Annotated in this window: 20 protein-coding genes and 1 tRNA gene; 18 read left to right on the top strand and 3 right to left on the bottom strand. The window is 55.6% G+C overall.

Annotation, left to right across the window (positions count from 1 at the left end; genetic code table 11):
* Positions 1-134 precede the first annotated feature (134 nt).
* Positions 135-1,319 carry a delta-9 fatty acid desaturase DesA gene (desA, locus tag EAH74_RS19300; protein WP_140680384.1) on the top strand — a complete coding sequence of 395 codons (1,185 nt, stop codon included), beginning with the start codon at positions 135-137 and terminating at the stop codon, positions 1,317-1,319.
* Between the two features lie 151 nt (positions 1,320-1,470).
* The gene (locus EAH74_RS19295; RefSeq protein WP_140680383.1) at positions 1,471-2,460 is read left to right on the top strand and encodes a sensor domain-containing diguanylate cyclase; all 990 of its coding nucleotides are present in this window, start codon (positions 1,471-1,473) and stop codon (positions 2,458-2,460) included.
* Between the two features lie 127 nt (positions 2,461-2,587).
* Here EAH74_RS19295 and EAH74_RS19290 read toward each other — a convergent pair whose 3' ends face one another.
* The 3 genes from EAH74_RS19290 to gabD form a co-directional block, all read right to left on the bottom strand.
* Complete coding sequence (locus tag EAH74_RS19290) at positions 2,588-3,802, bottom strand: response regulator (protein WP_140680381.1); 1,215 nt, start codon at positions 3,800-3,802, stop codon at positions 2,588-2,590.
* A 150-nt stretch (positions 3,803-3,952) separates the two neighbouring features.
* Entirely contained in the window at positions 3,953-5,230 is a 1,278-nt protein-coding gene (gene gabT, locus EAH74_RS19285; protein WP_134419251.1) for a 4-aminobutyrate--2-oxoglutarate transaminase, read from the bottom strand.
* A 183-nt stretch (positions 5,231-5,413) separates the two neighbouring features.
* Positions 5,414-6,856: an NADP-dependent succinate-semialdehyde dehydrogenase gene (gabD, locus tag EAH74_RS19280; protein WP_008148203.1), complete on the bottom strand. Its 1,443-nt coding sequence runs from the start codon at positions 6,854-6,856 to the stop codon at positions 5,414-5,416.
* A gap of 350 nt (positions 6,857-7,206) precedes the next feature.
* On the opposite strand from gabD, the gene EAH74_RS19275 reads away from it, so the two are divergent.
* The 16 genes from EAH74_RS19275 (at position 7,207) to EAH74_RS19205 (ending at position 21,893) form a co-directional block, all read left to right on the top strand.
* Positions 7,207-7,283, top strand: a tRNA-Arg gene (locus tag EAH74_RS19275).
* 167 nt (positions 7,284-7,450) lie between these two features.
* Positions 7,451-8,686, top strand: coding sequence for a tyrosine-type recombinase/integrase (locus tag EAH74_RS19270; RefSeq protein ID WP_095127663.1), 1,236 nt, complete (start codon positions 7,451-7,453; stop codon positions 8,684-8,686).
* Between the two features lie 243 nt (positions 8,687-8,929).
* Positions 8,930-9,850, top strand: a complete 921-nt coding sequence (locus EAH74_RS19265; RefSeq protein ID WP_140680380.1) for a hypothetical protein — start codon at positions 8,930-8,932, stop codon at positions 9,848-9,850.
* 78 nt (positions 9,851-9,928) lie between these two features.
* Positions 9,929-10,195, top strand: coding sequence for a helix-turn-helix transcriptional regulator (locus tag EAH74_RS19260; RefSeq protein WP_140680379.1), 267 nt, complete (start codon positions 9,929-9,931; stop codon positions 10,193-10,195).
* Positions 10,192-10,800, top strand: coding sequence for a hypothetical protein (locus tag EAH74_RS19255; protein ID WP_140680378.1), 609 nt, complete (start codon positions 10,192-10,194; stop codon positions 10,798-10,800). Before EAH74_RS19260 ends, EAH74_RS19255 begins: the two co-directional genes overlap by 4 nt.
* On the top strand, positions 10,797-11,138 hold the full coding sequence (locus tag EAH74_RS19250; protein ID WP_140680377.1) for a hypothetical protein: 342 nt from the start codon (positions 10,797-10,799) through the stop codon (positions 11,136-11,138). The genes EAH74_RS19255 and EAH74_RS19250 overlap by 4 nt, the downstream gene beginning before the upstream one ends.
* A gap of 374 nt (positions 11,139-11,512) precedes the next feature.
* On the top strand, positions 11,513-11,671 hold the full coding sequence (locus EAH74_RS33115) for a hypothetical protein (protein ID WP_170206630.1): 159 nt from the start codon (positions 11,513-11,515) through the stop codon (positions 11,669-11,671).
* Entirely contained in the window at positions 11,668-11,949 is a 282-nt protein-coding gene (locus EAH74_RS19245; protein WP_140680376.1) for a hypothetical protein, read from the top strand. Before EAH74_RS33115 ends, EAH74_RS19245 begins: the two co-directional genes overlap by 4 nt.
* Entirely contained in the window at positions 11,946-12,230 is a 285-nt protein-coding gene (locus EAH74_RS19240; protein WP_140680374.1) for a DUF3077 domain-containing protein, read from the top strand. The genes EAH74_RS19245 and EAH74_RS19240 overlap by 4 nt, the downstream gene beginning before the upstream one ends.
* A complete protein-coding gene (locus tag EAH74_RS19235; protein WP_140680373.1) occupies positions 12,227-15,118 on the top strand; it encodes a DUF927 domain-containing protein in 2,892 nt (963 codons plus the stop codon). The genes EAH74_RS19240 and EAH74_RS19235 overlap by 4 nt, the downstream gene beginning before the upstream one ends.
* Positions 15,119-15,203: 85 nt before the next feature.
* A complete protein-coding gene (locus EAH74_RS19230) occupies positions 15,204-16,046 on the top strand; it encodes a chromosome segregation protein SMC (RefSeq protein WP_140680372.1) in 843 nt (280 codons plus the stop codon).
* 64 nt (positions 16,047-16,110) lie between these two features.
* The gene (locus EAH74_RS19225; protein WP_140680371.1) at positions 16,111-16,299 is read left to right on the top strand and encodes a hypothetical protein; all 189 of its coding nucleotides are present in this window, start codon (positions 16,111-16,113) and stop codon (positions 16,297-16,299) included.
* A gap of 438 nt (positions 16,300-16,737) precedes the next feature.
* Positions 16,738-17,394, top strand: a complete 657-nt coding sequence (locus EAH74_RS19220; protein ID WP_240050535.1) for a hypothetical protein — start codon at positions 16,738-16,740, stop codon at positions 17,392-17,394.
* Positions 17,395-17,414: 20 nt separating this feature from the next.
* Positions 17,415-17,933 carry a PBECR2 nuclease fold domain-containing protein gene (locus EAH74_RS19215; protein WP_240050534.1) on the top strand — a complete coding sequence of 173 codons (519 nt, stop codon included), beginning with the start codon at positions 17,415-17,417 and terminating at the stop codon, positions 17,931-17,933.
* Positions 17,934-18,588: 655 nt separating this feature from the next.
* Positions 18,589-20,640 carry an ATP-binding protein gene (locus EAH74_RS19210; RefSeq protein WP_140680370.1) on the top strand — a complete coding sequence of 684 codons (2,052 nt, stop codon included), beginning with the start codon at positions 18,589-18,591 and terminating at the stop codon, positions 20,638-20,640.
* Positions 20,637-21,893, top strand: coding sequence for a PP_RS20740 family protein (locus EAH74_RS19205; protein WP_140680369.1), 1,257 nt, complete (start codon positions 20,637-20,639; stop codon positions 21,891-21,893). The genes EAH74_RS19210 and EAH74_RS19205 overlap by 4 nt, the downstream gene beginning before the upstream one ends.

Genomic DNA, 21,893 nt, shown 5'->3' with positions numbered 1-21,893 from the left:
TCCCTTCAAAAAGGATGGAACTATAGTTTAAAGAAACATCCGGCCACTCTTATCTGAAAGGGCGACTGGTTTTATCTGTGGGCTAAGTGATAATGCAACGGCTGTTTTTTTCTTTATCGAGGGCCCAATAGCCTATGTGGTACGAAGGTTTTCTCGGCTTGTCGCCCTGGTCACTGGTGGCAGTCACCCTGCTGATGACCCACGTGACGATCATCGGCGTCACGGTCTATCTGCATCGTTATTCAGCCCATCGCTCGCTTGAGCTCAATGCTGGCCTGAAACATTTCTTCCGCTTCTGGCTGTGGCTGACCACGGCACAGAACACCCGCGAGTGGACCGCTATCCACCGCAAGCACCACGCCAAATGCGAAACCGTCGATGACCCGCACAGCCCGGTCATCAAGGGCCTGTCCACCGTTCTGCGCAAAGGCGCCGAGCTGTACCGTGCCGAGGCGGAAAACCCCGAGACCCTGCGCATCTACGGCAAGAACTGCCCAGACGACTGGATCGAACGCAACCTGTACAGCCGTTTTCCGCTGCTGGGCGTGGCGATCATGGGCGTCATCGACCTGCTGCTGTTCGGCACCATCGGCATCACCATCTGGGCGATCCAGATGATGTGGATCCCGGTCTGGGCCGCCGGCGTGGTCAATGGCCTGGGCCATGCCATCGGCTACCGCAACTTCGAATGCCGCGATGCGGCGACCAATCTGGTGCCGTGGGGCATCCTGATCGGCGGCGAAGAACTGCATAACAACCATCACACCTACCCTAATTCGGCAAAACTGTCGGTAAAGAAGTGGGAATTCGATCTCGGCTGGGCCTGGATCCAGGTCTTCAGCTTCCTGCGCCTGGCCAAGGTTCAGCGGGTCGCGCCAATCGCCCATCGGGTCGAAGGCAAAGGCAACCTGGACATGGACACCGCCATGGCGATCCTCAACAACCGCTTCCAGATCATGGCCCAGTACCGCAAATTGGTGATCGCACCGCTGGTCAAACAAGAACTGGAAAAGGTCGATCACTCGGTCCGTCACCAGTTCCACCGCGCCAAGCGCCTGCTCTCGCGGGAAACCAGCCTTCTGGATGACAAACACCACATTCGCATCCAGACCATGCTCGAGCACAGTCAGGCGCTGAAGGTAATTTACGAGAAACGCCTGGCCTTGCAGCAGATCTGGGTCAAGACCAGCTCAAATGGTCACGACATGCTGGCCGCCATCAAGGATTGGGTACACGAAGCCGAAGCCAGCGGGATTCAATCCTTGCGCGACTTCGCCGATCAGTTGAAAACCTACTCCCTGCGCCCCGCCGCTGTCTGACGCCGTTGATCGGTGCGCCCCGTTCGTGGGCGCACCCTTCGGAACTAAGCTCCAAATCCCCTATCTCAAAGACACTTCGCCATCCAGGCGGGCTCTGGTATTGGCCGCTTTCGAACCTCGAGCGGCACACGCCCTTTGAGATTTTGTGTCGATGGTCAATAAAAGCCTACAAGACTCATCCCTCCCGCTGTGGCCCGAGGCCGCGCAAACGCTGCTGGCGCTAATGCATGCACAAGGCGAAGTGGCGCGCCTGAGTGAACGCGAGCAGCTGTTCAGCGCTCTGCTGGTGAGCGTCAACGCGGTGCTTTGGGCCTTCGACTGGGAATCCCGTCGGGTGCTCTATGTCAGCCCTGCGTATGAACGGATTTTCGGCCGCTCTGCAGGCTTGTTACTGTCCGACTACAACCATTGGCGCGACAGCATTTACCCCGACGATCTGGACTATGCCGAACGCAGCCTGGCCGAAGTACTGGTGAAAGGTGCCGTTGAAGACCGCGAATACCGAATCATTGCCGCCGACGGCCAGGTTCGCTGGCTCAGTGACAAGTGCTTCATCAACCGTCAGGCCGAGCCGGGGCAACCGGTGATCATCGTTGGCATTGCCGAAGACATTACTGACAAAAAGCAGATGGAAACCGAGCTGCAACGCTTGGCCACCACCGACGTGCTGACCCAGAGCAGCAACCGCCGACACTTCTTCGAATGCGCCCACCGTGAATTCCAACAGGCACGGCACCAAGGCACGCCGCTGGCATTCCTGCTGCTGGACATCGATGATTTCAAAGTGATCAACGATTCCTACGGCCACCAGGAAGGCGACAACGTGCTGCAACGAATCGCCGAGAGCGGTCGCGCGGCGTTGCGTCGCGGCGATGTGTTCGGGCGAGTTGGCGGTGAGGAATTCGCAGCGGTATTTCCCGGCTGTGCGCCAGACATGGCCATGCAAGTGGCCGAGCGCCTGCAACGGGAGATTCAGCGATTGAGTTTCAGCCATGGCGACCAGACGTTCGGCATCACCGTCAGCCAGGGCCTGACCAGCCTCACCGCCGAGGACGAAAGCGTCGACAGCCTGTTTGCCCGCGCGGATGCGGCAATGTACAAAGCCAAACACCAGGGCAAGAACCGCATCATCTGCGGCTGACAGGTCCAACACAGACCCCATGTGAGAACGGGCTTGCTCGCGAAGGCGTCGGGTCAGGCAACTCAATGTCGACTGGATGTCCGCCTTCGCGAGCAAGCCCGCTCCCACATGGGGAATTGTGTGATGCCTATTTCTTGCGCAAACGCATCAATTCCGGCAACCCGATCTTGAGCAACCGCGCCGTCCGGCTCTTCGCCAGGTCCTCAATGCCCTCATGCTCGGTCAGACGCGCCAGTTGCGCAGCCATGTTCATCACCAGCGCTTCGCGCGAATAAACCCCACCACCGAGCTGGTAGACCGCCGCAATCAGCTCTCGCAGCTCCAGCGGCAGGCGCCAGCGAGTGCGAAGCGCCGAACCATAACCCGCGCCGAATTCGGCCAGCGCCTCGCCAACCTCCTCCCATTCATCCAGCTCGCCACCGGCCTGCTTCCATTCCTGCAAACACCGCAACAGCGCAAGGTCACCGAGGCGATGCAGCATACCGGCGCAATAACAACGCTCCTGATCCAGATCCAGCAAGCGCGCCAGGGTCCGGCCATATTCGGCGGTGCGCAGCGACAGCTCCCAATAGCGCTCGGCATAGTCGGCCAGACACGGATCGCTGAGTCGGGCACTGCGCTTGAGGGCCAGCCCCAGAATCAGGTTCATGCTTTGTCCGGTGCCGAGGCGGTGCAGCGCCTGGGACAGGGTTTGTACGGCAGCGCCATGGTGCTGGGCCGCGCTATTGGCAGCGGCGATCAGCACGGCGGTCACCTGCGGATCGGTGCGGATCTCGTCTTCCAGCACTGTCAAATCGAGGCCGTTGGGATTGAGGCTGCGTTTGACCGCCAACTGCACGTCGGTCATCAAAGGCGCGCCATCAGCAAACTCACGACGACGCTCCAGGTACGCCGACAAGGTCATGCCCGGCGCCAATGAAGGCACCTCGCAAGACACTTCCTCACCGGCATTGAGCAGCAGATCCTGCAGACGCAGGGTCAGGCTTTCCATGTTCAGGGGTTTGGTCAGGTACGCCGCAGGCGCCAGGGGCAAGACTTCGCGCACACTGGCGCTGTCGTTGCGGCTGCCCATCAGAATGAACGGCAGCGGTGGATTCCGTTTGCGTTGGCGGACATTGCGCAAGACATTCAAACCATCGACGCCGGGCAACTCCCAGTCGACGATCACCAGGTCGTAAGGATTTTCCGCCAACAGGTGCAACGCTGCCTGACCATTGGCACACAGATCCAGCCGTGCGTCGCAGCGCACATTCAACAACACCTGCTTGAGCAGGTCACGGGACCAGGGGTCGGCCTCGGCAATCAGCACACGCGGCGCAGCGGGTAACACCACAGCAGTCATTTACACACTCCAGAGTAGTGCTTGCACCTTAGTCAATGCTGGCCATTCGATACAGCGCATTTGCCATCGATGGGTTCCAGGGACACAAAAAAACCCGCCGAAGCGGGTTTTTTTGTTGATCAGTTCACACATTCATCGGAGCACTTTAAATCAAAGCTCAGAGAAGCACTCTTCGATGATCGCCAGACCTTTGTCCAGTTGCTCATCCGGGGAAGTCAGTGGTACCAGGACGCGCAGAACGTTGCCGTAAGTGCCGCAGGACAGCAGGATCAGACCTTTGTCGCGCGCCTTGGCCACAACGGCGGCTACCGCTGGAGCGTTCGGCTTGTGGCTGTCGCCATCAACGAACAGCTCGACCGCGATCATCGCGCCCAGGGCACGGACTTCGCCGATCACCGGGTACTTGGCCTGGATGGCTTTCAGGCCAGTGACCAGACGCTCGCCGACAGCCTTGCAGCGGTCCAGCAGGTGCTCTTCTTCGAACACTTCCATCACGGCCAGTGCTGCGGCGCAAGCGATCGGGCTACCGGCGTAGGTGCCGCCCAAGCCGCCTGGAGCAATGGCGTCCATGTATTCGGCCTTGCCGCACACACCGGCCAACGGGAAGCCGCCAGCGATGGATTTGGCGAAGGTGGTCAGGTCGGCAGCAACGCCCATCTGTTCCATGGCGAAGAAAGTACCGGTACGACCAGCGCCGGTTTGTACTTCGTCAGCGATCAGCAGGATGCCGTGCTGGTCGCACAGCGCGCGCAGACGCTTCATGAACTCTTTAGGCGCGACGTAGAAACCACCTTCGCCCTGAACCGGCTCGATGATGATGGCAGCGATGTCACGCGGCTCGGCGTCGTTCTTGAAGATGCGTTCGATGCTGGCGATCGAATCGTCGATGCTCACACCGTGCAGTTCGTTCGGGTACAGCGCGCGGAAAATGCCGCCTGGCATCAGGCCCATGCCGGCCGAGTAAGGCACGACTTTACCGGTCAGGCCCAGGGTCATCATGGTGCGGCCGTGGTAAGCGCCGGTGAAGGCAATCACGCCGGCACGGCCAGTGGCGGCACGGGCGATTTTCACGGCGTTTTCTACCGCTTCGGAACCGGTGGTCACCAGCAGGGTTTTCTTGGCGAAATCACCTGGCACCTTGGCGTTGATTTTTTCGCACAGCTCTACGTACGGTTCGTAAGCCAGTACCTGGAAGCACGTGTGAGTCAGCTTGTTCAGCTGCGCGGTCACGGCGGCGATGATTTTCGGGTGCAGGTGACCGGTGTTCAGTACGGCGATACCGCCGGCGAAGTCGATGAACTCGCGACCTTCAACGTCGGTCACGGTGGCGTTCTTCGCGGACTCGGCGAAGATCGGGTGAATCTGGCCAACACCGCGTGGTACAGCGGCTTCGCGGCGTTTCATCAGGGATGCGTTAGTCTTGCTCATATAGTCCTCATTCACCGCTCATCGGGCGGCGTGGTTCAAGGAAAATGCGGCGGGGAGGCAACTACGGCAGCATGCGATGATCGACTGCCACAGCTTTCCCGACCACAGAGAAAATTCCGTTTGAAGCGCAGAAAGGGACAGCGCTCTCGTGCCCTTTCCGCTTGAAGCAATGCCTAGCCGGGCTTAGATGCCCAGGCAGAGGTATTTGATTTCCAGGTAATCTTCGATGCCGTACTTGGAGCCTTCACGGCCCAGACCCGACGCCTTGATGCCGCCGAACGGCGCGACTTCGTTGGAGATCAACCCGGTGTTGACGCCAACCATGCCGTATTCCAGGGCTTCAGCCACACGGAACACACGACCCAGGTCGCGAGCATAGAAGTACGAGGCCAGACCGAACTCGGTGTCGTTGGACATCGCGATCACTTCGGCTTCGTCTTTGAAGCGGAACAGTGGAGCCAATGGACCGAAGGTTTCTTCCTTGGCCACGGCAGCGTTTTTCGGCACGTTGGTCAGGATGGTCGGCTCGAAGAAGTTGCCTTCCATGACCTTGCCACCTGCCAGAACAGTTGCGCCTTTGCTGATGGCGTCAGCAATGTGCTCTTGAACCTTGGCCACGGCTTTTTCGTCGATCAGCGGGCCAGTGGTGGTGCCTTCTTCCAGACCGTTGCCGATCTTGAGTTTGGCCACGGCCACTTTCAGCTTCTCGGCGAACGCGTCGTAGACCGAATCCTGAATGTACAGACGGTTGGCGCAGACGCAGGTCTGGCCGTTGTTGCGGTACTTGGAAATGATCGCGCCTTCGACGGCCTTATCCAGGTCCGCGTCGTCGAACACGATGAACGGCGCGTTTCCGCCCAGTTCCAGAGACACTTTCTTGATGTCCTTGGCGCATTCAGCCATCAGCTGACGACCAATTTCGGTCGAGCCGGTGAAGGACAGTTTGCGCACGATCGGGTTGCTGGTCAGCTCGCTGCCGATGTCGCCGGCACTGCCGGACACAACGCTGAACACACCGGCAGGAATGCCGGCACGCTGGGCCAGTTCAGCCAAAGCGAATGCGGAAAACGGAGTTTGCGAAGCAGGCTTGAGCACCATGGTGCAACCGGCGGCCAATGCTGGACCAGCCTTGCGGGTGATCATCGCGGCCGGGAAGTTCCACGGGGTGATTGCAGCGGTCACGCCGATTGGCTGCTTGATCACGATCAGGCGCTTGTCTGGCTGGTGACCTGGAATCACGTCACCGTAGACGCGCTTGGCTTCTTCGGCGAACCACTCGATAAAGGAAGCGGCGTAAACGATTTCGCCCTTGGCTTCGGCCAATGGCTTGCCTTGTTCCAGGGTCATCAGGCGAGCCAGGTCGTCCTGGTTCTCGATGATCAGTTCGAACCAGCGACGCAGCTTGTTGGCCCGGTCCTTGGCGGTCAGTGCACGCCAGGCCGGCAGCGCTTTGTCAGCGGCTTCGATCGCACGGCGGGTTTCGGCAGCGCCCATTTTCGGCACGGTGCCCAGAATTTCGCCCGTTGCCGGGTTGTTGACCTTGATCGTCTGACCATTGTCCGCATCAACCCAAGCGCCATCGATAAAGGCTTGCTGGCGGAACAACTGGGTGTCTTTAAGCTGCATGTCGGCTTTCCTTAACAGCACCGCGGCAAGCGCGGAGCGAATTATGATTGTAGAAAGGCGCCTTATAGGCTGCCGTCAGGGAAATCATTCACCGGGCTGAAGCACATAAATAGCGCACTGATTGAATCTCGTGCGGTTCAGCACCCAGACAAGAGCGTTTGAAATCTCAAACGAATCCTAGGATCAAAGGGGGTAAAGGACAATAGCCTGTTCGAAAAAAAGAACGAAAACGCCGCATTTGCCTAATTTTTCTGATCAACGTAGCAAACACAGGTTACGCTTTGGAAAACCGCAGGCGATTCAGCAGCATGGACGCCCGCAGTGCATATGAGTATCATGGCGCCCGCATTGCACCAGTAGCTCAGCTGGATAGAGTACTGCCCTCCGAAGGCAGTGGTCGTGGGTTCGAATCCCGCCTGGTGCACCATATAGCAGTCTAGGCCTGTCTCAGACAGTCTACGAAACACCCCAAGAAGCCCGCCCCGTGCGGGCTTTCTTGTTTCTGGCTATCCATCCCTGTCTACCCCTATAACTTCACGCCGTGTATGCCCACGTGTATGCTTTGAGATTCATTGAACTGGAGGCATACACGCAGTGAAGCGTACTGAAATCAAACGCCGCCCACTGGCCGACACTACTCTCGCAGGCTTGGAGCCGGAGAATGCGACGTACCGGGAGCAAGACGGCAACGGCTTGTATTTTCGGGTGAAGGCAAATGGGCAGAAGTCGTGGGAGTTGCGCTACAAAAAACCAGACGGGAAATGGTCCTGGCTGGGCCTAGGCGGTTACCCCGAAATCAGTGGTTCGCTAGCCAGGCAGAAGGCGGCGCAACTGCGGGATGACGCATCGACTGGTAAAAATCCTTTAGTCAGTAAGCAGGCTCGTAAGATTGCTGACCGGGTGGCTGCCAACAACACTTTCGAAGCATTAGGCCGCGAATGGTTTGAGGCTAGGCGTTCAAGCTGGGAAGCCGGCACGTCCCGTCGAGTCCTTGGAGCCCTGGAGCTTCACGTATTCCCTGTTTTCGGCAAACGCATCTACACAGAAATACTGCCCCTTGAATGGATGGAGTTTCTGCGCGGCATGGAGCAGAAAGGGATCATTGAGCAAATGGGCAGAGTTCGGGCCTTCTGCAAAGAGATCTATGACTTGGCACGCGTGACAGGTCGAGCGATCCACAACCCCCTTGAAGGCCTCAATAAATTTCTACAAACGCGCAGTGCTGAAAATTATGCACACGTATCAATAGAAGAGTTGCCTGCATTACTTCGCGCCATCAACTCTTACCCTCACGCGAAGGACGTCCGTCTAGGTCTCCGACTGCTGGCCTTATTAGCGGCACGCCCGAGTGAGATTCGAGAAGCACGCTGGTCAGAGATCGACCTCAACAAAAAGCTATGGACGATTCCAGCCGAGCGAATGAAGCGTCGTCGCGAGCATGTGGTGCCTCTATCTCGCCAGGCCATTGAAGCGATAACGGAGCTGCGCACGCTAACAGGGGCATACCCCCTTCTCTTCCCAGGAAGAAAAGATCGAACCATCCCCCGTAGCAATACCGTCTTTCTGATGGCGCTGCGCAGACTGGGATACGCGGGCCGGCAAACTGGCCATGGCTTCCGCCATATCGCGAGCACGATCCTTAATGAACAAGGCTTTGATGAGAACCACATTGAGGCTCAGCTTTCTCATGTCAAAGAGGGAATTGCAGGGGTGTACAACAAGGCGGTGTACCTGCCTCAGCGCAAAGTCATGATGCAGTGGTACGCAGATCATCTTGATGAGCTAGTAGTTGGCAATGTCGTGCAAGGCCAATTTGGAAAGGTGATATGAGGCTCATCATCCACCCCCCCAAAAAAAACGGTGTTACGCGTGTTACAGGTGTAACGCAAATCTATAACTCATTGAATATAAAGAACTTATATCGCGCTACACGAAGAAATGGTCAGCGCTACACGACGTGTTGCGTGGTCGAATCGTGTAACAACATTTGCCCAGCCACCTCACTGTTGGTCGAGGAGAACCGTGTCGTGAACCGCTGTATTCATGACGCCAAGCGGGGCCAAGGGGCAGTGAATGGACGATGAGAGCATGCCGATTGGCCGCCTAGAGATTGCTGGCTTCGATGTCAGTAATTTGCTGTGGGAACTAGACGACATCGAACAGGCCGTGCGTGAGTTAGCGTTGTATTCGCAGTTTCGGGAGTATTTCAAAGAGGCGCTGGAGCTGGCCAATTACGCCACCTCATACTGGCTTGAGGATGGCCGTTATCCTGATCGAGCAGGGTCGGTGGTCGCTACGATGTTTCAACTCCGCGACGAGATCGAAGAACATGCCAGCTACGCCGATGCAGCCTCACTGCCGAGTGTCATACGACGGTTTCATGGCATTGATCACAACGCTGCGGACTCGCAACTCGTGGCGACTTACACCCTAGTGCAGAGCATTCAAGCCATTCAAGTTCTCGCCAACTGGCTCTTTGAAACGGAACTCTACGTCTTCGACCTTGACGCAGATCTCATAGCCCAAATGCAAATAACAGATCCTAAGAAATATTGCGCACTGGCCGAAAAGGAGCGACTAAAGGATCCAGGCGGGGAAATTGATGCTCGTGAATCCTTCCGCACATTCATGGGCGATGCCGACAAGACGATCATGCTGGCGAGCCTCTACAGACAAGTTGAGGACATCGACGTATCGAAGGGTAGCTTCAATGTGGCCAATTTTCTAAGCGAGGCGCTGAGTAAAGCGTTTTCCGCCAAGGCCTCGCAAAGAGGCGCGGCTGCGGGTAAGGCCAACAGGAAGCCGGAGTCGGTAAAGCAGCAGAATGCAGCGGATCTCCGCGAGCGCATCCGCAGTGCGGCTGACCGTCACATTTTGGCCAATCCGACTATTTCAGAGCGAGAGCTGAAAAAAGCATTGGTAGAACAGGAGGGCATAGCGTCTGAGCCTACCGTCAAAAAATATCTGATTATGGGTGGATACCTACCCCGATAATTTCAATCAAAAGCAAACCGTGTTTGCTTTTTTTTCCCTCTCTAGTCTGTGCCTGTCTCTCACCATATAGGCACGACTATGACAGCTTCCGTCCAAGCAATTGATACCAAATCCCCAGCTCGCGACCCCTATACAACCCTCATTCGTATCAACGAAGTCATTGCGATGGTAGGCCTTGCTCGCCCCACCATCTACAAGCTCATGCAGCGCCCTGACTGCAACTTTCCCCTGCCCGTCAAATTGAGCAACAGCAACGCGCGCGGCGCCCCTGTCGCCTGGGTTCTTTCCGAAGTACAGGCATGGACACGCAGCCGCATTGAGGCGCGTGACCAGGTGGCAGCATGAAGCGCAACTACAGTCTATTCAAAGGGCCGTTTCTCGACTCCTACAGCATCGGATTTCGCCTCTATCAAACCGGGGCAATCAACTGGCGGCACCGCACGATTGCGGGTGTGAGCTGGAATGGGGAGGAACAAGATGCCTTCTTTTTCAACCCTGATGGCCTGGTCCTTCCGCTTAAACCCAATCCGTGGGAATTGCCTGAACTGCTCCGCAAAAACGCGGTACGCAGGGAGTTTTCCAGCATCCACGGTACGGGCCATTTCGCGATGAAGGAGGGCCGTCGCACCGCCCTGAAATCGCTGGGCTTGACCGACTGGGTCACGTATTGGCTGGTCGATCAATCGGCAGGATTTGCGAACGATCCGGCGGTGTGGCAACAGATCACCGAGCGGGATCTTGCCGAGGAAAGGACCGCTAGCGAACGCCTGCACCGTGAAATGCGCATGACCTCCGATCTGTCCAGCTATGTGGATGAATGCCTGGCACAGCAACGCGATCGGCTCACGGTAGAACACCGCCGGCGGTGCGCCGAGGACAGCAAGATCCTGGCTTGGCTCAAAGGCGAAACACCACTGCCGCTGTTTGCCAACGTGCAGGAGGCAGCATGACCCCGACCTTTCTTCACCACCAAGCATTGGATCTTGTCGGTGTACTTGAAGCGTCTCTGACTTCTACCGCAGAGATCAAAGGTCGCCAGCGCTTGCTGACCCTTCGCGATCAAGCGATCTCGGCCGGCGCTCAGGTGCTAATCGTGCTGTGGCATGACCTGGAGTGGACGTTGTTAGCGATTCAGCCGCCCGCAGACGTGGTGATCAGCGACGCTTGCGAGCTGATTCCCAACCTCCTGCGCAATCCCGAAGCGCTACAGCAGATGCGGCAACGCGCCGGCCAAGGCAACCACTTGCAGTGGCTCACCCTCGCCCGTCCCATCACTACCCAGCACTAACGAAAACGCCCCCGGGAGCGATCCGGAGGCGTTGAGGTAAATCTACATGCCCACACAATTTATGCCGCATCAAAAAAATGCGCAAGATCTCCGCACGGTTGCACTTTGCAAAACAGGACGTTACTCTTTGGCCGTCGCTGCAAATTCAGCGACCGGGTTTGACGGCCCGATCAACAATAGGCGCACAGGCGCCCCCATTACGATTGCAGGCGCTTTTTTTGTGCCCGCATTCCCGTTTTATGGTGGCTGTGCGTGGGAGACCTTCGGGTCTGCCGGGTTCCTATTGTCCCGGTCCGTCAACCTGCGCACAGCTGCCACCCCAATTCGTTTGACGGCGAACGGTGGTAGCTCCTCAACAATAGGAGTTTCGCCCCATGCACGCCCTCAATCCGTTCAAAATTCGCGCCACTGCCCATCGTGCAATGGCTCTCGCCGCTTTACACGCCAACTCCAGCCTCGCTACACGCCTCACCCGATACAACGCCCATATGGCCAAAGCCCGCGCGCTCGAAGCCGCAGGCGGTGCCCAATGAACCAAGCCCTGAGCTTCTCCCTACCCGAGGACCTGCTTTGCGTCCACAAAGGCGCCGAAGCCGGTGTGCCGATTGACGCCATCACCTGCGCAGTGGATCGAGCCAACTCCGTGCTTTTGCTTCTTGAAGACCAGTTCGAGTGCGACGGCCCACGTCTGGCCAACCATGTCATCGCGGCGGCGCTGTGGGATGTTCGAGGAACATTGGGACTGATCCGCACCCTTGCCGTGCACGCTGACAACTCCACTCGCCCACCCATGAGTGGAGGCGCCCAATGAGCCCTTCTATGTTGATCAATACGGTGGGCGGCGCCACCTTTGCCAAGTGCAACGCTCAGAGTCAGCCACTGTTCCGTATCAATGCTGGCATTTCGTGCGAAGAAGCGCTCGAACAAGCCTCTCTACTCATGGATTGTGTAAACAAGCTCACTTTCCTGAGCGGAATGGAGAATGACAACGACGCGATGGTCTGGGCTTCACACTATTTGAGCGAGATGGCGAAGGCGATCATCGATGACGTCACCAGCGGGTTGCAATTGGCCCAAGGCGGTGGCGTATGAATGCACCTACATCTCATACCCGTCGCCCCACGTTCGCCCAAGTCAAAGCCGTTGCGTTGCAGAACATTGATCGCGTGCTTGCTCACTGGCTGCCCAACGGTAAACGCGTCGACAGTGGCAAGGAATACACCGCTCCTAATCCGACTCGCACCGACAAACATGCCGGCTCCCTCAAGGTCAGTTTGGCCAAAGGCACCTGGGCGGATTTTGCCACCGGCGACAAAGGTGGCGACCTGATCGATCTGGTGCGCTATCTCGACGGCGGCACCGACGTCGAAGCCTGCAACAAGCTGGCGGATCTGCTGCGCGTTACCGCTGGGGCGGCTGAATCGAAACCAAGCCCTAGCAAAAGCAAAACACCGGAATGGCTGGCCATTCAGCCGATCCCGGCCGAGGCCATGAGCAAGTGCCCGGCCAAACACCGGCAACACGGTACGCCGTCCAAGGTTTGGATTTATCGCGACGCTCAAGGCCAGCCAGTCATGGCCCTCTATCGCTTCGACTTGGGCCCGGATGAAGATGGCAAACCGCGCAAGGTGTTTGCCCCGTTGACCTGGTGCCAACGGGCCGAAGGCCAAACCCAACAATGGCGCTGGCAGGGCCTGCCTGAGCCGCGTCCTCTGCTGCGTCTGGATGAACTGGCGCAGCGCGCAGAGGCACCGGTCATTCTATGCGAAGGCGAAAAGGCCGCCGACGCCGCGGCGGGGTTGCTGCCCAGCTACGTGGCCACGTGCTGGCCGAACGGCTCGAACTCCTGGCACAAAGCCGACCTGACACCGCTCAAAGGTCGGTCCGTGGTGTTGTGGCCAGACAACGACGCCAGTGGCAAAAGCTGCATGGACGCCGTCGCCGAACATCTGCAACAGATCGGCGCCGCGTCGATGCGCGTGATTGCCCTGGACGTCTTCAAGCGCAAGCCCACCCTCAAGAATGACCAACCGACCTTCGCCAAGGATGGTCAATGGGACGACGGCGACGACGCGGCCGATGCACGGTCCAAAGGTTGGACGGCGGCGCACTTCGCCGAGCTGGAGCGTAGCGGTGAATTGTTCGGGGTTGAGCCGGAGAAAGCACCGGCCGAACAACCCGAAGTCAAAGCCAAGCCAACGACCAAGCGTGCCGCAAAACCCAAAAACGATCTGCTGCCCGGAGGCTTCCGCCTGACGCCCGAAGGCGTGTTTTATTCCGGTGACGATGGCGAGGCACGCCCGGTGTGTTCGCCACTGGAGATCCTGGCACGCACCCGTGATGCGCAGGGGCATAACTGGGGATTGCTGGTCGAATTCGACGATCCCGACGGTGCGAAAAAGCGCTGGAACATCCCGGCGCGGACCATGACCGGCGACTTCGGCAAGGACGTGCTAGGCCCACTCGTGGACATGGGTTTGCGTCTCGCCGGCAGTCGCTCCGGTCGCAATGCCCGCAACGACCTACAGAGTTACCTCGGCGGCTTCGACAGCGCCCAGCGCGCTCGATTGGTCACTCGCTTGGGCTGGCACGACAGCGCCTTCCTGCTGCCCGAACAACAGGTCGGCTCGCACGTTGAACACCTGCACTTCTATGAGGCCGGCGCCCAGCTTCCACCCATCAGCGAGGCCGGCACTTTGGAGCAGTGGCAAGAACAAATCGGCGCCTTGTGCATCGGTAATCACCGCTTGGCGTTTGTGGCCAGCGTGGCGTTTGCCGGTCCGCTGCTGCACATGCTCGGCCATGAGTCGGGCGGCTTTCACCTCTATGGTGACAGCTCGGGCGGCAAGACCACCCACCTGCAAGTGGCCGCCTCGATTTACGGCGGGCCGCGTTTGGTGCGCTCCTGGCGCTCGACGGATAACGCCTTGGAATCCATCGCCGCCGCGCATTCAGACGGGCTCCTGGTCCTAGATGAAATCGGCATGTGCGACCCGCGCATCATTGGTGAGACGGTGTACATGCTCGGCAACGGCACCGGGAAGGCTCGCGCCAATGATCGAGGACAAGCAGGCCGACAGGTGCAGGAGTGGCGCTTGCTGTTTCTCTCGACCGGCGAGAAGACCTTGGCGCAGCACATGGCTGAAGCCAATAAGGAACTGAAAGCCGGTATGGAAGTGCGCATGCTTGCCGTACCAGCGGATGCCAGCAAGGGCCTGGGCATGTTCGACGTACTGAACGGTTTCGATGACGCCGCCGCCCTCTCCGATGCACTCAAGGCACGGGTGGCCAAGTACTACGGCACACCGCTCACCGCCTTCCTGTCGGCCCTCTGTGAGCCCGGTAAGCGACATGGTTGGTCGGCGATCCTGCGCCACACCTTGGAGGGGTTCATCGCCAAGGCGCTACCTGCCTCGGCCAGCGGTCAGGCGCATCGTGCAGCGGCCCGTTTCGGTCTGGCCGCAGCAGCCGGCGAACTGGCCACCGCGATGGGGATTACCGGCTGGCCCGATGGCGCCGCCACCACCGCAGCTAGGGTGTGCCTCAGTGCCTGGATGAATGAGCGCGGCGGTGCTGGCAACTTGGAAGGGGACGCGATCTTGGCGCGCTTGCGTCAGGTCATCGAGCGCTTCGGTGAAAGTCGTTTCACCCGCTGGGAGTCGGCCGCCGCGAAGATTGATGAGCACGGTCCACGCACCATTGACCGGCTGGGTTTTCGCAAGACGCTGGAGCACGGCCTCGGTGACGCGTTGCACACCACCAACACCTACTACGTGTTGCCGGAGGCTTGGCGCTCCGAGGTGTTCAAAGGCATGAACATCAACGCCGTGAACAAGGAGCTGATACGCCGAGGTGTTCTTGAGCCCGGGCCGGACGGCAAAGCCTCCTGCGCCGTCCGCTTGCCCGGTCTAGGCACTCAGCGTTGCTATGTGGTGAAGACGGTACCGGGGACGGATGAAAGCGAGGCACAGGCCGCCTGACGGTGAACCTGCTGACTGAGGTAGAGCCGGCTTAATCGGCCTCGCCAGCCACTGCGACCCCCCATTAATCATCAGGACAAAACTCATGAACCGAATTGAACAACTGAAAAACGCACGCGCCAATAAAGTCATCGAAATGGAGGCGCTCAAAAAAGAAATACCACCTTTTGAGTCAGCGCTTCACAGCGAGGACGTCATTAACAACGGCCGAGAGAGCGACGTCAGGCATGAAATCAGCAGTCGCCAAATCAAGATCGACTCGATCGATCATCAGATCTTCCGACTCGACCAAACGCTGGACCGCCTGGAGAAGCTGGCTAACCGAGAAAGCCTGATGGAAGGCTACATTACCGACATGGCTAACTGGATGGCGGATGAGCTGGAGCTTAACGATAAACGGCAAAGCCTGAGCACTCGCCTGGAGGAAATTCGCCAGCAAGCGCAGGAAGAGATGGCCAGCGCACGGCAGGCTGAGACTCAGGCGGCTACCGCATACGCACAGGCCGTGGCGTGGGGCGACGTCGACGGCGAAAAAGCAGCCAGCACCGACGCTCAGAAAGCCGCAAAAAACCTCACTACCGCCACCGAACAACATCGCCGCCAGCTCCTAATCATCACCGCCTTGGAGCAAGAGCTGGCCATCGTAGACCGACACATCAGCGAGGCTCAGGTAGAACACCAAAAAATTGAGGACACAGCCTTGCGGCTGGCCCACAACGCCCTGGAGGAAGCATGGAATGAAGCCGCCCAAGCGCTGCTAGATGTGGGAGGCAAGCTGTACGCCGCAGCTCGGCTGATAGGCCGTGACCCCGTGTCCTTAATGAAGCTCGACATCCCCGAGCAAGGTGAAAACTTCGGCAGTTGGAGGTGGAGCGAACTGGCGGACCGTGGCCGTCAGCATCGCACGCGCGATCTGCTCGCGATGTAATTGCCGCCTCTACTGAAACAGCCTGCTTTCGCGGGCTGTTTAAATCACTCCAAGGAACGAAGCCATGAGCATAGCGACGCAAAACAGCTCAACTATTTCCGAGACACTTAAAGCGAGAAAAGCCCACCTGACCGCCCTACTCAAGATCCTAGATACTAAAATTGGAGGAAGCACTGCGATGCAGAAGCTCACCATCACTGCGATCAAGGCAGAAATGGGGCTTATCGAGCATAAGCTAAAAAAACGGCCGTAGAACAACGCGGAAGCTTGCCAAAGTTTCCGCTGCACTAAAGAGTTCTTGGTACTGGCTGTCGCCCAGCGACGCATCAAGAAACGTCTCTACAGACCATCCGGTAAAAAATAATGTGCGGCGAAGCTGCGTTGGATAGCCCCGGAATCCTCTTAACAATCTCAAGGAGCACAGGGAGTACACGGGAGCACACCGAGTACATGGATAACCATGGAGTACACAGCAATCAGCCAAACCCATTGTTTTATTTGGCTTTTTATTTATTTTTTTGCATGATTCCGCGCAACTTAACTATATAAATTGAGTTATATCTATCAATTGAAGCTGATGTATTGATCGGCAAATATCATCAATTTGCATGAAACCGTGCGTCTTCACTCATTGCTTGGTTGCCCCAGCTACCCCAAAATGTTCCTCATTGAACATTGGGGGATCCAAAAAATGAAAGAGCAAACCAAAGCCGGAGCAACGAAAAAAGCCCCGACACCTAAAGCAAAGGCATCGGCAAAAGCACCTTCTAGCGACTCGAAGATTGATGGCAAGTCTCTGACAGACAAGCAAAATACTGCTAGAAAAAATGGAATGGCGGAGCGCGCAGCAGAGCAGCTTAAAGAGTATTTCCCTGATGTGCCGACCGAGCAGTTGTGGCTCCGTCAAAAGAACAAGGGGTTCAGCACTATCCCACGCACGCTTCCGATTGCCATGGAGGTGATCGATAACCTTTCCAAAGGACAACCTGCGGGGCACGCATATTTTGCTCTGTGGTGCCGTGCACCTGACAGCCCTCTTGTGGTGGTGCAAAACCCTATTGTTTTCGCAGCAGAGGCCGGCTTCAGTGGGGAGCGGACTGTGGATACCTGGCGTCGACGGATGAAACGGCTTAAGGAGCTTGGTTTCATCCAGACAAGGAAGGGAGTGTCGGGAGACTTCCATTACATTTTGCTGATGAACCCAAATGTCGTTATCGAGTTGATGCATAAAAGCGGTAAGCATCCTATCCAGGAGGAGCTTTATCTGAAATTTCGTGACCGCATTATGGATATCGGGGCCCGAGCAGATATTGCTACCGCAGCCGAGATCTTTGAAGCGAGCCGCTAGGATCTGCAGGAGGTGGTCCCATGGGCGGGCTAGTAGCAAAGAAAATTTTTGGTCAGAAAAACTGGAAACTGATTGGGCTCCCTGACATTCGTGACATTGACGTGAGATTGCAGGCTCTTGCCCTTCCGGAAATGGACGGCGCGCCTGATATGGAAAGCGCGCTGAGCCAGGTTGCCTTGGGGTTCGGGCTACAGGAAGGTATCGATGCAGTACTGATCGAGACACCTTGTGGGGCTGTTGCAGTGCAGCGTAAAGGACTCGCGCACATTGTGAAGAAGCGGCCTAACTCGCGTGAGCGTTTCACAGCATTCGCGGTTGACACTGTGAAAAAACCTTTAGAAGTCTGGCGTACTAAGTACGATGATGGATCGTCCAGACTCGTTTTCATTGGTATCTATCAGGCTAGGTACCAAATGCTGGTGATCGTCCATTTGGAGCATGGTCGAGCGCTTTGGAACTTTATGAACTGCGATAAAAAAGCACTGAACAAGCATCGCAATGGAGAGCTCGTTTATCGGAGCTACGAGACCCAGAAATGAAAAAAGCAGCCGTTTGGCTGCTTTTTTCAGGATGTGTTGCTTGATATTGTGCTCCCTCAAGCGGGGGAGAAGAGGTCTCACCCGTGCGCTGATATCTAGGTCATCAACGGGGTTCCTAACGCCGACTATTGCCACCTAGATGCAGTCGGTTTCGCGCTCTCAAGAGCAATTCTCTGCCACAGTTGACGCTGGTGTCAACTGCCTACGCTTACCAACCGATGACTGCCGCTCTTGCATGTTGACCACAGGATCGCCAACGGCAGCTCTTCTCCCGTGCATAAAGCCATCGCGAATCTGAATCGGTCAGCCTAGTCGACTTCGACATCAATGCCTTAAAGGATCGCCTGACAGCAACAAGACTCTTTGACCACCAGGGCCTTCCCCAGCAGCAGGGGTTAAGTGAGTGCAGGCTGGAAGCAGCGTTTCATGAAAGGCAGATATCGGCCAGAAACGGACGGTCGGCCTAAGTCCGCTTTCGGCTGTGGAATCAACCGGTCCGCTTCCGGCCCAATAGCGGTCATTGAATCGTGCCTACAAAAGTGGGAGGCGACTCAAATTGAGGAAGAATCCGACCTATTCGTGGGCTGTGCAACGTTAAAAAAAGTGTGTTTTACTCAGCGAAACAGGCCTGATTAGCAGTGACGAAAGGATAAGAATGATTCAGGATACGGATTTCATACCCTTGGTTTCGCCTTCGAGCGAAGATCATATTCCCCTTATTGATAAGGGCGAAGATCTAAGCAAATGGCTGAGTGAAAAAGAGAATGAAGGGCAAGTTGTTCGCACGAGATTGAAGGCAAGCGAACGTGTAATTGCACGTGTCACTGATGGTATTTACCGCCAACCTGCCTCTGCCCTCCGAGAACTGATATCTAACGCATGGGACGCTGATGCCAATAACGTAGACATCATCACCGATGCTCCTCGATTTTCGCGCATGTATATCAGAGATGATGGCGCAGGAATGTCCTACGCAACTTTGGCTAGGTTACTTCACTCAATAGGTGGCAGTGCAAAAAGGACAGAGGTCGGCCAAGAGCTTGGGGTGACGGATAAGCTAGATAGCGAAAAAACTCCCGGCGGACGACTTCTAATAGGAAAAATAGGCATCGGCCTATTTTCGATTAGCCAACTTGCTCGCAGGTTTCGAATAGTCACTAAAGTAGCCAATGAGAACTATCGATTAATCGCAGAAGTAAAGGTTCGTGCCTATTCTGAAGATTCAGATGATGAGGCCTCGCGCGACGAGGATGATAACTTTGTAAATGGCGAAGTTTTAATAACTCGCGAATTTGTAGAAGACCTTGCCGCGCATGGCACCGACATCATACTTTATACATTAAAGCCTCGCGTCAGAGATATGTTACGTAGTGCGGACCGCTGGAAAGCACTAGATGAAAAAGAAGCGGCATTGGCTGCCGATGATCTAGAAGCGGCACAAAGCATTAGAGTAGAAGAGCCGAAATACCACTCTGGCTGGATAGAAAATCCCCCTAAAAAGAAAAGCGACCCGACAGTTCTCACAAAGATACCAAAATTCCCATGGGACGCAAACGCTCCAGCTGATTCACGCATGTCGCTCTTAATGGATGCCATAGAAAAAGAATCCAGCCGCACTGAAAGGCCTGATCTTGCGAGTACACTTGATACATATTTGGAAACCTTGTGGACACTATCTCTATCGGTCCCGGTCGAATATGTTGAAAAGCATCCCTTTGAGTTAACCGCTGATTCTGGTGTGAGCATCTATTGGTTGTCGAATGAGAATCGTGGCCAAGCGATAGAGGTAAAACTAAACCCTGGTCAAACTGTTCGTGATGCGGTGAAAGAACAAATCGCAGGACACCCTGAGCTTACGGAAGGAAAGATTTCGCCAAGTGGCGGCTTCAAGGTAACCATTGATGGCTTTGAATTAAAACGCCCGATTAGATTCAAACACCCAACAAATGATGCAAAAAAAGCTAACAACCCTATGCTATTCGTTGGTCGGTATTCTCCTAATTTGGCCAACGTTAAAAGCGATGTGCGCGGCGGTAATCTTTCATTAGAAGCGTACTTATTTTGGAACTCAAAAATTGTCCCTAAAGAAAACAATGGAGTTCTAGTTAGAATCAGAGGCGCAAGCAGTGGCGTTTTTGACACTACCTTCTTCAAATATCAAGTCTCGGAACAAACGCGACTCAGACAGATAACTACAGAGCTTTTCATTGGCAGGGGGCTGGACGCTGCCCTGAACATAGACCGGGAGTCGTTTAACTTTTCACATCCTCATGTGCAGCTTGTCGGGCAATGGTTACACAAAGCAATTCGCCAGTTAACAAATAAGCACAAAGATCTTAGCAAGCGCGCACGAACTGAAAAAAATGAAGCTCAAGCCGAGCAGGTTCGCGATGCATTGACCGTGCATTCGGAATCGGTATGGAATTCACGCCGTATCGGTGATCCCCTGCCAGAAATTACTATTGCTCAAGATAGAGCAAGCGCAGAACAATCTCGCTCAGATGGATTCATGACCATCGTCCGAGAAGATATCCCATCCCTAACCGGGGCGATGACTACAGCAGAACGGAAAGACAAGGAAGCGCAAGCTAGTGCACTCATGCGAGTCCTAGACGCATATGGAATGTTGGATGATCGCCCTTATGACGAACAACAAAAAATTATCGATGCTATTTTCAAAGTTTTCTACGCGGCAAATATCAAATGAATGAAACTAATGCAATGCCGGAAGCCGCGTATGAGTCTGAAGAAGAAAACTTTGAAGATGTTTACGGAGAGGAAGATGAAACCGTTGATGACCAAGCTACGTTAAATCGTTTTCATCGTCGTGACTATAGCCCCTGGCACCACCCAGTTAAGCAAATTGTTCGCTCTCATCAATGGGCAGCTTTGACGGAAAGATTCATTCAAGCACGCCCCCAGGCGAACGCTTCCGATGTGCTAACTTACTTTACGCTGCCTGGTGCCGATCTGTTTGATGTTCAAACTCTCTCAAACATCTGCGAACCATTAGGAGTGAAAATTAAATACTTTGGGTTCAATTCTGCATTTCCAGATGAAGAAGCCGGAGAAGGAAATGATTCTTCAGATGCACCTTGGGTCACTGCGGAATCGGCTCTTAGACAGGCGGGGCGCATTACTTCAGATGCAGTTGTATTGTCTGATCGGTTGGAAGACATAGCAAATACTACTTCCCAAGCATCGCTTGAGCTTGGAAAACGCCCGCCTTTCGACATCATAAATATTGATGCATGTGATCATCTTGCATACAACCCGAAAGGCCGACCTCAAAGTATATTTGATGCACTACAGCACTTATTAGGCCATCAACTCAGAGCAACTTCCCCCTGGCTTCTTTTCATCACTACAAGAGTACAACCCGATTTGATTGGAGATCCAGGGTCCCGATTCCAGCAAGCCATTAATGAAAACTTATCCGTTACTAATAGCGGCTTCGGCGCAGCCCTAGCGGATTGTCTATCTTTAGATGAAGAGCGACTTAGAGAGGAATTATCATCATGCTGGGATATACATGATGAGCGATTTCTTAAATTATATACGATTGGCTTGGGCAAATATCTTCTTCAGTTCTTCCATGGACAACCTTCACTCCCTGCAAATGTTGAACTCGCAAGCGTTTATTCATACCGGGTGTTTGGCGAGCAGGCAGATATGTTGGCGCTCGCATTCCGAGTGACACCAGATCCTATGCGAGTTTTTTTACCTATGACTGGTGGGTCTTTTATCATCCCGGACTTAGAGCCACGACGCGCCACAAGAGTCGCGCGTCAAGCAGTTAAAATTCAGGATTTGGATAAAGCACTAGCTGAGGATGAAGACATCCGTGAGGCAGCCATTAATGGCACTGTTAAATTACTTGAGGGAGCAAGATTCGATATAGCAGGCTGGTGCGAATGGCTGGCCAACCACAGCCAACGCCCCCTAGTAGTGTCACTTTAG

Origin of the sequence: Pseudomonas mandelii, from assembly GCF_006438925.1 — a bacterium.
Taxonomy (GTDB): Bacteria; Pseudomonadota; Gammaproteobacteria; order Pseudomonadales; family Pseudomonadaceae; genus Aquipseudomonas; species Aquipseudomonas mandelii_C.
This window is presented reverse-complemented; position numbering and strand designations above follow the sequence as displayed.